This window comes from Paenibacillus sp. J22P277 (assembly GCF_059383675.1).
This window is the reverse complement of sequence record NZ_JBXENS010000008.1, coordinates 415,118-431,819: the sequence shown is the minus strand read 5'-3', so window position 1 is coordinate 431,819 and position 16,702 is coordinate 415,118. Positions and strand designations below refer to the sequence as shown.

Below are 16,702 nucleotides of genomic sequence, written 5' to 3'. Positions count from 1 at the left end.
CCTTTTTATGCTAGACGCAAGAATCTGGCAAAGGGTTACATAAATTCCCAATAAAAAACCTCCCCTGCCGCGTAATCCGCGAGAGAGGAGGATGGGTATTCGTTTTGCGCTTGCTGTTATCTCTGACCGATGGCGATCCAGTTGACGAGGCCGATCGGCTCGGGGCTGATGCGCGTGCGAACGACGGTCAACTGCACGGCTGCCGCCGTTTTCTGCTTGATGACCGCATAGCAGGAAGGCTGGTCGGTCGTGGCCACGAACACGTAGGCGCTGTTCGCGAACGGTTCTTCGAAGCCGATCGTGATGTCGAGCTGTTCGCCTTGCCCTTGGAAATTGTACGGCGCGAGTCCGAATTGCTGCAGGGCCGCCGTATCCTTCTTCACGGTCGAGACCGGCGTGAAGCTCAGCTTATCCTCGCCTACGCTTCCGTCCGTCAAGCAGGCTCCGTTCACGAGCGGACTTTGCCGGGAAGCCAGCAGCACGCTTGGCGCGAAATGCAGTTCCGTAACGCTGCCCAGGGCCAATTTGCTGCCCGTTACCGCGCCGTCCGCCAATTTGGCGGTCTCCACTGCGCCATCCGCCAGTTTGCCGGCTTGCACCGCGCTATCTGCCAGTTTGGCGGTTTCCACCGCGCCGTCCGCCAGTTTGCCGGTTTGCACTGCGCCGTCCGCCAGTTTGCTGGATTGCACGGCTTCATCGGCCAGTTTGTTGAATTGCACCGCGCCGTCCGCCAGCTTGACGGTTTCCACTGCGCCGTCCGCCAGTTTGCCGGTTTGCACCGCGCCATCCGCCAGCTTGACGGTTTCCACGGCTCCATCGGATAATTTGCCGGTTTCCACCGCGCCGTCCGCCAGCTTGCTGGATTGTACCGCTCCGTACGCCAGTTTGCTGGTTTGCACCGCTCCGTCCGCCAATTTGTTGAATTGCACGGCTCCGTCCGCCAACTTGCCGGTTTCCACCGCGCCGTCCGCCAGTTTACCGGTTTGCACCGCGCCTTCCGCCAGCTTGCTGGCTTGCACGGCTCCATCCGCCAGCTTGCCGGTTTCTACGGCTCCGTCCGCCAACTTGCTGGCTTGCACCGCTCCGTCCACCAGCTTGCCGGTTTCCACTGCGCCTTCCGCCAGTTTACTGGCTTGCACCGCTCCGTCCACCAGCTTGACGGTTTCCACCGCGCCGTTCGCCAACTTGCCGGCTTCCACGGCTCCGTCCGCCAATTTGCTGGCTTGCACGGCTCCGTCCGCCAGCTTGCTCGCTTGCACCGCGCCGTCCGCCAATTTACCGGCTTGCACGGCTCCGTCCGCCAGCTTGCTGGCCTGCACAGCGCCGTCCGCCAGCTTGCTGGCTTGCACCGCGCCTTCTGCGAGCTTGCTGACCTGCACCGCGCCTTCCGCCAATTTACCGGTTTGCACGGCTCCGTCCGCCAGCTTGCTGACCTGCACCGCGCCTTCCGCCAGTTTACTGGTTTGCACGGCGCCTTCCGCCAGCTTGCCGGTTTCCACTGCGCCGTCCGCCAGCTTGTTGGCTTGCACCGCCCCGTCCGCCAGTTTGCTGGCCTGCACCGCGCCTTCTGCCAGCTTGCCGGTTTCTACCGCGCCTTCCTCCAAGCAGGCTGCCGTTACGCTGCCTTCTTGGATCACGGTCTCCGCTTCCTTCAGCACGCCAGGCGCGAGCTTATCCGCGGTGATCGAGCCGTCCGCGATCGCGGCCGCGCCGACCGCGCCGGCAGCGAGCTTATCGGACGTGATGGCGCCGTTGCACAGCGCGCCGCTTTCCACGGAGCCCGGAATGAGATGCGCCGTCGTAATGGAACGCGCGGCGATCTTGCCCATCGTCACGGCCCCATGCTGCAATTGACCTTCGCCGACCGCGCCTCCGGCCAGCTTGGCGGCCGTGACCGCTCCGTCGCCGATCGCCGTCGTTCCGACCGTTCCGGCGACAATGGACTTGCCGCTGATGGCTCCTGGCGCAAGATGCTGCGCGCCGATGGCCTGCAAGGCGATTTTATTCGCGGTGACGGCGCCGTCCTGCAGATGGCTTTCCCCGACCGCGCCGACCGCCAGTTTCGCGCTTGCTACCGCTCCGTCTCCGAGCGCAGCCGTCCCGACCGCGCCGTTCGCCAGCTTCGCGCTTACGACCGCGCCGTCGCAGAGCGCCGCCGCGCCAACCGCGCCCTTCGCCAGCTTTCCGCCAACGACCGCGCCGTCGCCCAGCGCCAGCGTTCCTACAGCACCATTCGACAGCTTCGCGCCAACGATCGATCCGTCTTTGATTGCATCCGTGCCGACCGCTCCGTTCGTCAGCTTCGCGCCAATGATCGATCCATCGGCCAGCGCCGCCGTGCCGACTGCGCCGTTCGCCAGCTTTGCGCTTACGACCGCACCGTCCGCCAGGGCTCCCGCGCCGACCGCGCCCTTCGCCAGCTTCGCGCTTACGACCGAACCGTCGCCCAGCGCTTCCGTGCCGACCGCGCCCTTCGCCAGCTTCGTGCTTACGACCGCGCCGTCGCCCAGCGCTTCCGTGCCGACCGCGCCTTTCGCCAGCTTCGCGCTTACGACCGCGCCGTCGCCGAGCGCCTCCGTGCCGACCGCGCCGTGCGCCAGTTTCGTGCTGCCGATCGCGCCTTCCGCTATGGCTTCGCTGCCGACGGCACCCGTGATGATATGGGCGCCCGCAATGGAACGCGCGGCGATTTTACTGAGCGTCACCGCACCGGAATGCAGATGCTTCTCGCCGATGGAACCGGCTGCCAAAGCATCCGCGCCGACCGCGCCGCCTTGAAGCTGCGCGCTGCCGACGGCTCCCTCCGACAGCAGCTCCGCGCCGATGGTTCCGGGTTTGAGTTTGCTGCCGTGGATGATGCCGTCCGGCGCTTTCTCGAAGGTGTAGAATTCCGCGGCCAAATGCGCCTGCGAAATCGAGCCTTTGCGGATGTGATAGCCCTGAATGGACTCGGCTTTCAAATGTTTGCCCGCGATCGTCTCCAGATGGATATGCTCGCCGCTCACGGACAGCTGCGCCAGCTTCGCGCCCGTCACCGTCTCGTCGCCAAGCTGCTCCGTGCCGACCGATTCCGCGGCCAAATGCAGCTGCAGGACGCTGTCGATCTTCAGATGCGTGCTGCCGACCGAGCCGTCCGCCAGATGATTGGCGTCGATCGACGCCGCGGCGACATGCTGCCCTTGCACCGATGACGGTTCAAGGGAACGCGAGCCGACCGATTCGTTCTGCAGATGATGGCTCGCAATGCTGCCTTCCGCGAGCTTCTCCTCGGTGACCGAAGCCTTGCTCAAATGAATGTCCTTGATGCTCTCGACGGACAAATGCGCCCCGAAGATCGACTGCTCCGCCAGATGCCGGCTGCCGATCGATTCGTTCGCCAAGTGGCCCCCGTTCACCGTGCCCGCGGCGATCTTATCGCCGGTTACGGCCCCTTGCCCGATCGCGTCGCTGCCGACCGATCCGGCCGCCAGATGGCGCTCGTTCACGACGCCTTCCGTCAAATGGCGGCCTTCGACCGCGCGCACGCCCAAATGATTCGCGCCGACCGCGCCGTCCGCGAGCTGACCGCCCGTTACGGCGCCTCCTGCCAGTTTATCCGTCGTGACGCTGGCGTCGGCCAGCTTCTCGGTCGTCACGGACCAGTCCGTCAGCTTATCCGTCGACACGCTCTCCGGCGAGAGCTTGAGCGAATTCACCACATGGTCCGCAAGGTGGTGCGAGTAGACCGCCCCGGCGGCCAAATGGCGCTCCGTCACCGCCCCGCTCGCCAGCTTCACGGACTTGACCGCGCCATCTTGGAGCGCGCTCGTTTCGATGGCCGCTTTGCGGATATGAACGGCATCGATCAACCCCGGCTGCAGATGCTCCATCGATACGGATTCCGGCGAGATCGCTTCCTCCGTCACCGCTCCCACCGAGAGGTGAAAGGCGCGGATCGCTTCGGGGGCGATTTTGTCGAAGGTAATCGATTCGTCGGTCAAATGCTTCGTCTGCACCGACTGCTCCGCCAGTTTGGCGCCGTTCACGCTGCCTTCCGCCAGCTTTTGCTCGGTCACCGATTCGTCCTGCAGCTGCGCCTGCCCGACCGAGGCGCTGCTGATATGCGCTTCGCGGACGGCATTGGCGGCGATCTTCCCTTCGGTCACGATGCCTGAGCTTAAGTGCTTCTCCTGCACGCTGCCGACGATCAGCTGCTTGGAGCCGACCGAATTCTCGTTCAGATGCCGCTCCTCGATGCTGTCGACCAGCAGCTTGTCGCCGCTGATGCTGAGACGGCTCAAGTGTTTGCCGTGTACCGCGTCGTCCGAAAGCTTGCTCGACGTGATGCTTTTGTCGGCGATTTTGGATGAGGTTACCGCCTGGTCGACGAGCTTGATGGTCGAGATCGACAGATCGGCGATCTTCGACGTGGAGACCGACTGGTCATGCAGGTGATCCGTGCCGACTTCGCCGGCTTCGATATGCTGCGCCTTGACCGAGCCGTCTTTCAGTTCTCTGGATCCGACCGCTTCCGGCGCGATGGCTTCCGACGTGACGGCCTCGGGCCTCAGCTCCTTAGCGCCTATGGCGCCTTTGACCAGATGGCTTGACGCGATTTCGCCCGGCGCGAGATGCTTTCCCAGGAGCACCCCCGGCGCGACATGCTCGGCTAGGAGCAGTCCCGGCTGCAAATGCTCGGACTCGATGGAGTTCATGCTGATTTTCTCGCCTGTTATCGCGCCGTCGCGGATTTTGGAACGGGTTACCGAGCCTTCCGCGAGTTTAGAGGTGCTGATCGCTTCATTGGCGATGCTTTCCGTGCGGACGGCTGCGCTTCTCAGCTTCGACGTCGTCACGGATTGATCGTCGAGCAGCTCCGTCGTGATGATCAGTTCCTTCAAATGCTTGGCTTCGATGGAACCTTCCGCGAGCTTGTCGGCGCTGATCGTGCGATCCGCCAGCTTCTCCGACGTAACGCTGTTGTCGCGCAGCTTGTCGCCGGTGACCGAACGGTCGCGGATCTTGGCGCCGGAAATCGCGTTCTTGGCCAAATGCTCGCTCGTAATGGAATCCGGCGCGATCTTGGACGCGCTCACCGCGTTTTCCGCGATATGGATGCTTTCGACGGCAAAATCCGCGATCGACTGCGGTTTCACCGCTCCCTGCTTGATCCGGCTGGAATCTACGGCGCCGAAAGCGAGCTTCTCGGTGGTCACGGCGTCGTCCGCGATGTCGTCTGTATGAACAAATGGCAGCGCGGTGTTCGGCAGACGGCGTTCTTCCACGAAGGCTTCCGGCGAAATGGCCGGCGCTTCCGCTTCTTCTTCCTGCTCATGCGGCTCTTGCGAAAGGTTTGCTTGCGGTTCCGGCGTTAGCCCATTCGTTTCTGCCGAGGTGATCGCTTGCGCGATGATCTCGGGCGTCTCCGTTGTCTCCGGCAATGCCGCTGCTTCCGCTGCAAAGACCGGCAGCTGCGGCTCCGGCTGCTCGACGAATGCAGCCTCGCTTCTAACGTCGAAGGTCGAAACAGCGGCGATGCTTTCCTGATCGAGCGAATCTGCTTCCGGCTGCCGAATCGGCGCCGAATTGGCTGTTAGGTTAACCGGGGTCTCCAGCACCTGCGAAGCCGCGTTCACCTGAACGGTGCGTTTCTCGCCGCTCTTGTCGGCTGCCGGCGTTTTCTTCTTCAATTCCTCGAGCCATTTCAACTCCGAGGCATTCGGATTATCCACGTAAAATAACGGCTTTCGCCCTTTCAGGCTCTTTCCCTTACTGCTCTTCGCCATAGCCCTCTCCTTCTTCCACCTGAATAGTCATAGGTAGCATATGCATTCACCCATGGGCAGGTCACATGGTGCAGGGTCAATTTCTCGCAAAAAAAACGGCTCCGCTTGGGAAGAGCGCCGAAAACCAAGGATTTTCGGCGCTCTCCAGGTAAGGGAGCCGTTCGTTTCCAATCGAAATATGGCATGATCGGCACGAATTGATGCTCATGCCTCTGGCTTAATCGCGCCGATGGACGCCGACCGTCTGCTGGACGTTGCCGGAGATGACGACCGTGACCGTCGCGGTTTTGACGGTGCCGTTGCTGTACGTTGCCTTGAACGCAAACGTCAGCGGCCCGTCCGGGAGCTTCTCGAACGTCTTCTCCCACATTTCGCCGCTCCAGCTTGTCCGCGACGCATCCGTCGGCGTTAGGGTCGCCGTCTTGCCGTTCATCGTCGCCGTGACCTCCACGGCATCGGTCGTCGTGACCGTATCCGTCGTCGCCGCGCGCAGCAAGAACCGCTCCCCTGCCCAAAACACGTTGTAGGCGCGCGGCTGCTCGGGATCTCCGCTGGATTTGAGGTTGCTCTCGATCCGGCGCTCGTTCCATAGATCCGTATGCTTCACTAGTCCGTCCACCGCGAGCGGGAGCACGATGACGCTCTTCGTCGTCACGACCGGCGGCGCTTTGCCGTCGGATACCGTCATCCGCACGCTGTAGGCGCCGACCTTGGCTCCTTTGAAGCTTGGACCGGACGGAGAGTACGGTGAATTCAGCGCATAAGCGAACGGTGTCTCGATGCCGTTCGGATCTTTCACGACATACTGCACGCTGAGCTGATCCTTATCCGGATCGTCGATCGTCTGCGCGATTTTCACCATATCGCCTTCGTAGACCGGTTTCGGCGACCAATCGAAGTCCGCAGTCGGCGGCCGATTCGTCTCGATGTAGAAATAATGCGGGTCGCCGTAGTCGCTCCAGTCGTAGCCGTCGAAGACGCGGACGACAACATACATGTTCACGTGCTCGGGAAGATCCACGCCGGGCACCCAATCGACGGCACCGGACGTCTTCGCGCCTGAATCATGCTGCAGCACGCCGCCGTACTTATAGATTTTCATCTGGAACTGCGTCTGGTTATCGCCGTCCGCATCCCAATAGCTCCACTTAAAGTCCGGCCGCAGCACGATCATCTTCGTCGGGTTCGCTTGGTCCGTGCTCTCCGGTACCGTAATCGCCGCGGTCGGCTTCTGATTCAAGACATTGACCTGCAGGTTGAACTCCGCGGTCGCGCCATCGGAATCCGAGACGACTTGGCGTACATCGAACGTCCCCATGCTGTTGAAGCTCTTCGTCCAATTCGTCCGGGAGTCGCTCGCGAACGACTCCGTTCCGCCGGCCGTCTTGTTCGCGATGTAGTACTCATGCGGGAGCTTCGTGCGGTCGCCGTCCTCGGTGTCATGGGCAGTCGAATCGAACGTGACCGGCACGCCGCGGAACGTGTTTACGCGATCCGTCGTGAATCCGGGAACCGGCGGATTGTTCGGCGGCGCCAGATCCGTCACCGGCAGCATCGTCACGTACCAATCCGACCATGCGCCGTACTCGTCCTTGACCGCCAAGCCGATCTCGTACGTGCCGACTTCCTGCGGGGCGGTGAGCTTCGCTTCCTTGTATGCGCCGCTCGGCGTCACGTAATAGAATCTCTTCTGCAGGATGCCTTTCGTCGCCTTGTAATCGATCCCGGTGGCTTCGGTCGAATAATCGGTACTGCTGAAATACCGGTCCGGATCGTAGCTATTGTCGGTCCACAGGAGCTTATGGGCTGCGTCGCTGGCCAGCTGGAATTTCGCGATCGGCCGCCGGTGGACCGTAATCTTCTTGATGAATGTATTCGAGTCTTTCCGGTACTCGTCGAACGTATTGTCCGGCGCGGGATGATCCGGATTGGGATCGTCCTTCGCCTTCAGCGAAACGACGAAATCGCCGACCTTATCGAATCTCAGCTGCGCGTCATGGAAGGTCTTCCCGTTCAACGCGGAAACGCCTTGGTTATGAATGAAGCGAACCGTGTGCTGCACGGTCCAATCATAGACGCTGCCGGCGGGAGGATCGTTCTCCGGGTCGCTGAAAACGATGTTGTCGTATTTCACCTCGGCCGTTGCGGATCCTGCGTCCCAAATCGCATATTGATCCGACCACGCGTCGTTACTCGTCATCGGCTTATACGCAAGTCCGCTGAACGTGACGAACGCCTTGTTCGAGAAATAGCCGAAGCGTCCGGAAGCATACGTGCCGTCATCCGCTTCGAAAATCGGCGTGTTGTCCAGGAACACCGCGAAATGGCTGCCGCTCGCCTGCAGCTTGACGGCGTACGTCTTCTGACTGAGCAGCGGATAGTCCTGCGTCGCAATGACCGCGCGCGCGCCGGCGACGTATTTGACCAGCTCGATCTTCTTCGCATCGGTCTCGAGCGCGTAGCCGTTCTGCCGATCCTTCATCCGGAACGAATATCCGAGCCATTCGTTGTCGTAATCCGCATCGTCCAGCTTGAAGCTGAATTTCGTTTCCGCATCGGACAAGGAGAACGGCGAGTAGAACTGACCGCTCGTGAACGGCTTCACGATCAGCGGATTGGTCGTCGGCGGACCGACGGAAACAGTCAAGCTCATGGTATTCGAGTACGTTCCTTGATCCGAGCTCGAAGACGGCCGGCCTTGCGATAACGTCACGTATACGCCGTCCATGTAATAGGCGCCATAGATCGGCGACGTGGAATAGTTGCAGCCGGTCAGCACGCTGCCTGCCGCATTGCCTGCCGCATCGAAAACCTTGCTTCGCCCATAGGTGGAGTACATGGTACCGCCCCCCGCATCGCAGGTCGCGCCATTGGTTCGATCCAAGCTGGTGCGATAGCCGTCTGCCGTTTGGCTGAGCCTGCTCTTCGGCGTAAGGTTTCCTGCAAAATCGGTTGAAAATTGGGTATAGGCTCCGAAATCGCTGCCGCCGTAATGGTACATGCCCATATCGTCGCCGTTCAGCGAATCCGCCTTGCGCTTGATCGTTCCGGTACCCGTATTCAGCACATATACGCGTTCATACATCAATGGAAGCACGTCCCCAGGACGGGTATGATCGTAATAGACCCTGGCGTATAGCTCATTCTTCGCGGGGTTGAAGTAGAATCCGCTCTTGATTTCCGGATACGTGTAAGCCGACATGAACGAATTTTGCGGCGTGGTGCTGATTTGCTGACCTTGCACCGCTGCGTCGTTTCGGATGGAATCCCCGATGTACTGCCGCCAGGCTAACGTGTAATCCGCATTGTACTTCGCGACGTTCAAATCATAGTAGCCGGAATTATAGCCTTGATTGTAATAGGCTTCGTAACGATAGATATTTCCGGCCGCATCCGTCATGGAAGCAATCGGCATATAACCCGCACTGGTCATGGTCTTAATAACCGGGTTTACAGGCGCAGGCGCTGTCCATGAAGGTAAGGCTATAAGTGCCATGTCGCGCGTTAATTTATAATGCTTCTCGATCCCATTCGAGACGTCATTGCATAAAATGACGCTGCTGCCTTGAACGCCGCAGAATTGCATGTTACCGATATCCGTGTTCTGTTCGCCTTGATCGATCGTCGGATTGACGAACGTGCTGGACAGTTCGTGGCCTGTCCGAGCATCGAAGACGGCAATATCCGATACATGCTGATCGTTGCCATACGACCAGTTCCGTTTCATATAGAGATAATGGTCGGCCAGTTCATAATCCGGCATGCTCGTCACGTAAACGCCAATGTCCTTCTTCATCGTGCCGGCGTACAAGAAATTGACATTCCTTGCATTAAAACTCGAATTGGTCAACACATAAGCGTTGGGATTGCCGTTCGTATACGCTTGGGAAACGGATCCCCATTGACCGAAGACGTCTTTGATTGGCGAAAGCTTGTGCGGGTCGAGCGCGATGAATTCGTCGTCGTATTCATACGACCAATGTCCCGTATTGGAGTTGTAGCTGCTGCTCGTTTGATGGAAGTCGTAGAGGAGCAGCTTTTTCGTCGATCGTATTTTCGGCGGGTTGTAGTACCAGGTCAGCAATCCGTCGCCTTTCTTATTCAAAACGTTGGCAACGACGGTGGATTGCAGCGTGGACCTCCACGGGTTCAGCTCATTGGACCCGAATCCGTTGTTCGTCAACGGATACGCTTGATACGATTCGAGCGTTCGACTGAAGCGCATGACGTTGTAGGTATAGGCTTCATCATACTGATGTCCGAAATTCCTTCCTTCCCCGCTGGTCAAGCTGCCGGAGCTTGTCCGCCACAAGTTCGTGTTACTGTAGACGAGATTGTTCGTACCGGGCACATAAATCGGCCAATTGATCATCTCCTCCGGCTGGATCCGCGTGTACGGATCGAGATCCGGCTGCGGGTTACTCCCTTCCAGATCGAACGACACTTCCGGCGCGTTGTTCACGACATTCAGCGTCAACGTGGACGGCGGATCGGAGTTCGTGTCATCCCATTGTCCGTATTCTTCCGTAACCTTTAGATAGAACAAATATTTGCCGACTTTGGTCGGGGTAAACTGCAGCTTCGTCAGCGAGCCCGCTGCCGCTTTCCAAGCGTCATCTGCAAACCCGTTGTTATTGGCATCGTATTTGTACCGGTACTCCGCGGTCACGATCGCATCCGCGTCCGGACTGGTCGACTTGTTCGGCAGGTCGAGCAGCGTGCCGCGAACCGACAGCGGCGGAACGACCAGCTTCGCGACCGGAGGCAAGTCCGGCTTCACGATAATCGTGCATTTGGCCGGTACAAGCGACTTTAGTCCGTTCTCGTCATAAACGGATAACGCGATCTGCACGGAGATGTCCGTGGTTCCCGGATTCGGGTAGCTGGATTGTTTATTCGTCCATTCATCGCGGCTATGATCGATCTTCAGATACGAGATCGGGCTGTAACTGCGCGCGCTGCTGATGGCCCCGGCTGGAATCGGGTGATTCGCAATGACGGACGGCGTGCAGTCGATGACCGGCACCGGATTCTTCGGCACGACTTCGATATAGGTACACGCGGTAGCCGTTGCCCCGAATTCGTCTCGCATCTGCGCGCAGATGTTTTGAAACCCGAGCGAATCCATCTTCAAATTATGTTGGCCATCCATATATTCCACGCTCTTGGACGGAATCGACTGCACGAAGGCCGAACCGCCCGAGTAGTCGAAGCCCATGAAATACAGGTCGTCACCGTCCGGATCGTTCGGCGTCGGGACGCTCGGATCGGTGATGTAGATCAAGTTCAGCGTCGTCCCTTCGACGACTTGATGCAGCGGTGTGGTCGGCTGGCTCGGATCGACGAAACCGATCTCGAAGGTCGGCGGATTATTGACGGTCGGCCCCGTTACCGCGAGCGGTTTTGGCCCGATCCAATCCGACGTGCCGCAGCTCGTCACGATCTGCATGGAGACGCTATGAATGCCGACGCCGATAACCCATGGATAATTGCCGAAGGTATACGTCGAATCCGTCGTCTGCCCGTTTACCGGATCGCCGGTCCACGTGCCATTGCGTTCGATTTTGAAATGATGGGAGATGTACGTACAGCCTTTCAGCTGAAAGTTTTTGGGATGCAGCGTAAAGGAAGCTTTGTAGGGGAGGGTATCAGGCAGGATGTCGAAATCGCCTGTGAACGAGAGGGGTTTCTCGTAGAAAAAGGTTACATACGCCTTGCTGAGCGTTGAAGTCAAGCTGACGGATTGACTGGTTTTCGTCGTGACGGTGTTGGAATACGCCACGTGGGATAAGTTGCTTCCTTGGAAGTTTCCATAGGCATTATCGTAGCTGTAAGACGAGCTGTTCGGCAGCATGGCGATGGGGATCGTTTGCTGCTTGGCCAGTGAGTACGTCCCGGCAGGTCCTTCGCGTACCATATGGCGGATGTTGATTTCGCCCGGCGATTCCGTTGGATCAACGTCGTAGTAATAATGCAGATAGATCGGGTTGGGAAATGAAGCGCTGGTGAACGTGCCTAGATCATACTCACCTGCAGTAATTGCACCGCTGCTCGGAGGGACGCCCGACATGGATTTCCGATAGCCGGAATACGTGTAGCCGGAGCCCGAAGCCGGAATGCTGTGCGAGAACGAGTAAGACTGGTGTTCGTTCAAGGACTGTTCCCTGTCATGCAGACCGGCAATGCCGTCGAGACTGTTGTTGTTCATGTCAAAATGCCGGATGATCACCTTGCCGTCGGTCGTCTTTTCGTTGTAATACAAGTTAAGATAATAAATATCATATGTAGCGTCGTAGGTTATTGTCGGCGGACTCCCGGATACAATGCTCCCGCCTGATGGCTGGCTCACGGTGCTCTTTTTGTAACCTACGTAATCGTAATTCGGACTCGTTGCAGGAATCAGCGTCTTCGGAGTACCTGTCAAATCCACGGATTGATTTGGAAACGAGTTATCAATATTCGTTCCTTCGGTTGTGTAATGATGAACTTCCATATGGCCGTTAAGCTCAAAAGAGAAGAGAATCGGGAAGAAATAGCGGTAACCATGGACGTTCTCTGAACAGTTTTCGCAAACTTGATCACGGTCGCGAATGTCATAGGGATCGATTGTTGTTAAATCACCAGTCAATGTCACTGAGTATGAGACGCTGCTTGTGCCTAATCCAGAAACTGAAGTGGTTTTTGGCAAAGATGGATTGTTCCCCACCCATGCTACATATTTATCCCATGTATCTCCTGAGCGCGATTCAGTAAAGAAACCTTGTATCTCTAGTTAATCCTGGAGTGAATTTTGAAACACTAACATACTTGACTGTTCTTCCAGGAAACGAGAAAGAATAAGGACTTGTAATAGAAACGCCTGTTGCGTCTTTGGCATCAGGATTCCAATTTCCACCGGTTGAATCAGACCAAACGTCTTCGTACATAAAACCAACGGCATAACGTTTATTGGAATTTAGAAAGTTACCATCGGGATAATTACTTCTTTCACGTACAGGTGTAATACTTGGATTAACACTATCCGCCGATACCTTTTGAAAAATGCAGGTCGGAAATAGTGCTGCAAGAAGGGCTATAACCCCAACAAGAGCTACTATCTGTTTGACGCGTTTTTTCAAAAGCACTTACCTCCATGGATTCTTAATGAATATTTGAGTGCTGTTTCCTTTTCCAAGATTTATTGTATTACAAAAATCGATAAAATCGACTTTACTAAGATCATTCATTTTCCCACCTAATTTTGAAGTATTGTTATAATAAATATGAATTCCTTTGGTCGGAATCTGACGTAAATATGTTAAAGCTAAGCTACCAATTGGACTTGAATTACGGGACAAAAAATAAAAATCGCCGTTCATAGCTGCTGGAGTATTCTCAATCGTTTGCAAATAAACATTATTATTTTGATCATAAGCTAAATCCATCCTATAGAACGTATTTACACCATCTCTAAAAGGGAAATCATTAATTCCTATTTCGGTTGCGTTAGTATATCTTCCATATCCTCCATTTAGAAGATACTCTGGTGCTCCCTTAAAATAAGGTAAAAACGGCTTAATATCTCCAGGCTTCTTCAAATCATGTATTTCCGGTACATCCTTACTACCAATCCAAACAAACTTATTGATAACATCCCATTCTACCGCAACTCCCAATCCCTCACTCACTACGCGAAGAGGTACCATAGTTCGCCCTGAAACTGCATGTACAGGTGCCGATAACGCAATTGTCTTTCCGTTCACCGTCGCTGTCGCAGCTCCAATTGTTAGGTCAAGTATACTTGAACCCTTCACAATGTTGATCAACTTACCTGTCAGCGTCAACTTACCGCCGAGCTTATCCGAGACGAAACGAATCGGCACAAGTATTGTTCCATCCTCATTCACAGGCGCCACATCCGTTGTCAACTGTCGCGCATCAAATAGCAATTTAATGGGCATGTCCGACGATACGATTCGAGGTGTATCCGCAAAAGCCGAAGCTCCTCCAATCAAGCTGCTTGCCAGTACTGCCGCGGCCAAAACAGCCGTCATTTTTCTATTCCTTTTCATGTCCAAAGTCCTCCCCGGTTTTATGCATCACAGCACGTTTATTGCTAGTTTCATAGCTTATTCATAAACCCGTATATGTAGCGCACTATCCTTCGGCGTCCCAACGCCTCCACCGATTAACATATTCTACCACCTTTCGCTAGATTTCGACGATACCTGTCCCCTTAAAAAATCCCCAAAGTTTTCGCGGCTCCCCAGCCTGCGAGAACGAAAAAAAGCACCGGCCTGCAAGCTGAATAAACCAGCTCGCAAACAGGTGCTTCCTGCTGCATGTGAGATTGCGTACGTCTACAATGACTCCCTTATTGTACGCAGGACGCCGACAAATTTCAACCTTATTTTTACAATTGCGCTATCGGCCCGCCATCAAGGCTCCGATAACAGCTCCAGCCAACGCTCCGCGGAATGCCGCCACGTAAAATGCTGCTCGACCCGCCTGCGGCTCTGGCGACCCATGTCCTGGCGCAGCTGATCGTTATTCAGCAGCTCTAGCAGCCGCGAGCGCATCTCCGCCACGACATGCTCGGGGTTGACCAGGTAGCCGGTTACGCCGTCGTCGATGATTTCCTTCATCCCGCCCGAGCGCGTGGCCACCACCGGCAGTCCGCAGGACATCGCCTCCACGTTCACGAGTCCGAACGCTTCGCGGCTGCCGGACGGCACGACCGCCACGTCGGCGCCGAGAAACCAACTCGGCACCTCCGAATACGGCACGTAAGGCACGAACCGCACATGGTTCTTCATCGTACGGCCGATCCGGTGCAGCTTGCGGACGTATGGCGTTGTCCGTTTGGAGCCGTAGAAGGCGCCGCCGACGATCACGAGCAGCACCGACGGATGCGAGCGAATCAGCTGCGGCATCAGCTTCAGCAGATGATGCACGCCCTTGATCTCCTGGAGCCGGCCCATGAACAGCACGATGCTGCGGCCGTTCCACTTCCGCCTGGATCGAAGCTCCGCCCGCTGAAGCGCCCCGGCAGCCGAGAATTGGGACGGAAACCGCTCGATGTCCACGCCGGGGTAGACGACCCGAAGCTTATCCGCGCAATGGGGAACGCGGCCGGCCGCATCCTCCCGCAGAAACTCGCTGTTCACGATGATGCGGTCCGCGGATTGAAAACATTGGGACAGCGTCCTGGCTGGGATCGCCCGCTCCCGGATGAACGTATTGGAATGCAGGTTCAGCCAGACGCGCTTGTTCGGCAGCGCCTGCTTCAGTTTCAGCACGTAGCGCGGCCGGTTCTCGACCTGAAGCAGATCGGGGCGAAGCTTGCCGATCGCGCGCTTCACGCACCGGATGTACGTCTGTTTATTGGCAGCCGGGAACCGTTCGATGACCGCCATGCCCAACTTTCCGCGCCTGCCGAGGGAACGGCTGATTCGTCCGTAGATATGAGCCTCGATGCGGGAAGCGAGAAGCGGCACGGTTTTTTCCACGACGCGTTCGACCGAGCTGCTGGTTGGGGATGGCAGAGGAAACGTACCCGGCGTCACGAAGGCGACTTTGGGTTTATCCATGGCGCGCAGACCGCCTCTCCTGTAACAAAATGTGCTGTTACAGTTTACGCGGGAATGGCAAGCCGGCAACCGCCATGCGCCTTGCTCCCGGCAATTCGAAGCGCCTAACTATTTGTCCCTCGGCAGCAGCTGCGCTAGAAGCAGGCTTAGGCCATAGGGGCCGAGATAGCCGCCGCTGATCAGAAACAAGGGACGGAGCAGCACCTCGTGCACCTGCGTCATGAACACGGTATCGTCGAGCAGCGTCTTCAACACGGCATGGGCCGCCTCCGAGAAAAACAACAAGTAAGCTGCGGCCGCCAGCACGTCCAGCAGCCATTTCGCACCGCGATAAGAATGCCTGAGCCACGTCAGCAGCACGCCTCCGACGATGACGGCAGCTAGAATGAATCCGATCAATGAAATCACCTCACCACCAGCATTCGCAGTCATCGGCCGGCTTAAACCCAAGGGAATGTATTCTATTGATAATTAACCCGCGATATGTCAAACTAGTCGCAGACCATCCAGATGCTGCCCTTATCCAAGAGAGGACGTGAATGACCGGCATGACCAAATGGCTGCTCCGATCCATGACCGAGCTTAGCTCGCGAAAATGGATATCGCGCATAACCGGCCGATTTGCGCAATCGCCCGCCAGCCGGCCCTTTATACCGCGATTCGCCCGAATGTACGGCATTGCCGTGCAGGAAGCCGAGAAACAGCTGCATGAATACCGCACGCTTAACGAATTTTTCACCCGCCGGCTGAAGTCCGGTTCCCGGCCCGTCGATTCCGATCCGGATGCGCTCGTCAGCCCCGTCGACGCGCTCATTACAGGCTGCGGCCCTATCCGGCAAGGTACGATCCTGAACGTCAAGGGACAGGATTATTCGATCGAAGAACTGCTTAACCGCTCGCCGCGCTTGGAGAACTACAAGAACGGCTACTATATGGTCCTATACTTAAGCCCTACCGATTACCATCGCATACATACGCCGATCGCCGGCACGATCGTGGAACGCGAACACGTCGCCGGAAAAGTATACCCCGTCAACGACTTCGGCCTTCGCCACATGCGCCGGGTGCTGAGCCGCAACGAGCGTCTCATCACGTACATGCGCCATGCGCACGCCGAGACCGCCATCGTCAAAGTCGGCGCCATGAACGTCAGCAGCATCAAATACGTGCTGCCCCTCCGCGACAAGATGGAAAAAGGCGACGATCTCGCCTATTTTGAATTCGGTTCCACCGTCGTGCTCTTGACGGAAGACGACAGCTTCGCGCCGCGCGCCGATCTGAAGACCGGCTTGAAGGTGCGGATGGGCGAGAAGCTCGGCACGCTGATCGATCTGTAACGACCCGGGTACATACGCCAAAGCGGCAGGC

General features: G+C 57.3%; 7 protein-coding genes. 1 reads left to right on the top strand and 6 read right to left on the bottom strand.

The genetic code is table 11. The features are described 5' to 3' along the window. Window positions 1-116: 116 nt before the first annotated feature. The 6 genes from AC50YL_RS28750 to AC50YL_RS28725 form a co-directional block, all read right to left on the bottom strand. Window positions 117-5,765, bottom strand: coding sequence for a WIAG-tail domain (locus tag AC50YL_RS28750; protein WP_494836500.1), 5,649 nt, complete (start codon window positions 5,763-5,765; stop codon window positions 117-119). Window positions 5,766-5,982: 217 nt separating this feature from the next. Continuing rightward, complete coding sequence (locus AC50YL_RS28745) at window positions 5,983-12,027, bottom strand: hypothetical protein (RefSeq protein WP_494836499.1); 6,045 nt, start codon at window positions 12,025-12,027, stop codon at window positions 5,983-5,985. A 484-nt stretch (window positions 12,028-12,511) separates the two neighbouring features. After that, window positions 12,512-12,883, bottom strand: coding sequence for a hypothetical protein (locus AC50YL_RS28740; protein ID WP_494836498.1), 372 nt, complete (start codon window positions 12,881-12,883; stop codon window positions 12,512-12,514). Window positions 12,884-12,889: 6 nt separating this feature from the next. Next, complete coding sequence (locus AC50YL_RS28735; protein WP_494836496.1) at window positions 12,890-13,816, bottom strand: copper amine oxidase N-terminal domain-containing protein; 927 nt, start codon at window positions 13,814-13,816, stop codon at window positions 12,890-12,892. 366 nt (window positions 13,817-14,182) lie between these two features. Beyond that, window positions 14,183-15,334 (bottom strand): glycosyltransferase family 4 protein, encoded by a 1,152-nt coding sequence (locus AC50YL_RS28730; protein WP_494836495.1) that lies wholly within the window; start codon window positions 15,332-15,334, stop codon window positions 14,183-14,185. A gap of 108 nt (window positions 15,335-15,442) precedes the next feature. Further along, complete coding sequence (locus tag AC50YL_RS28725) at window positions 15,443-15,733, bottom strand: hypothetical protein (protein ID WP_494836493.1); 291 nt, start codon at window positions 15,731-15,733, stop codon at window positions 15,443-15,445. 149 nt (window positions 15,734-15,882) lie between these two features. Here AC50YL_RS28725 and AC50YL_RS28720 point away from each other — a divergent pair, with 149 nt between their 5' ends. After that, on the top strand, window positions 15,883-16,671 hold the full coding sequence (locus AC50YL_RS28720; protein ID WP_494836738.1) for a phosphatidylserine decarboxylase: 789 nt from the start codon (window positions 15,883-15,885) through the stop codon (window positions 16,669-16,671). The last annotated feature ends 31 nt before the right edge of the window (window positions 16,672-16,702 follow it).

Excerpts from the sequence above, each read along its gene's own strand:
- AC50YL_RS28735 (WP_494836496.1), bottom strand. The coding sequence starts at position 13,816 with ATGAAAAGGAATAGAAAAATGACGGCTGTTTTGGCCGCGGCAGTACTG.
- AC50YL_RS28750 (WP_494836500.1), bottom strand. The coding sequence starts at position 5,765 with ATGGCGAAGAGCAGTAAGGGAAAGAGCCTGAAAGGGCGAAAGCCGTTA.
- AC50YL_RS28730 (WP_494836495.1), bottom strand. The coding sequence starts at position 15,334 with ATGGATAAACCCAAAGTCGCCTTCGTGACGCCGGGTACGTTTCCTCTG.
- AC50YL_RS28720 (WP_494836738.1), top strand. The coding sequence starts at position 15,883 with ATGACCAAATGGCTGCTCCGATCCATGACCGAGCTTAGCTCGCGAAAA.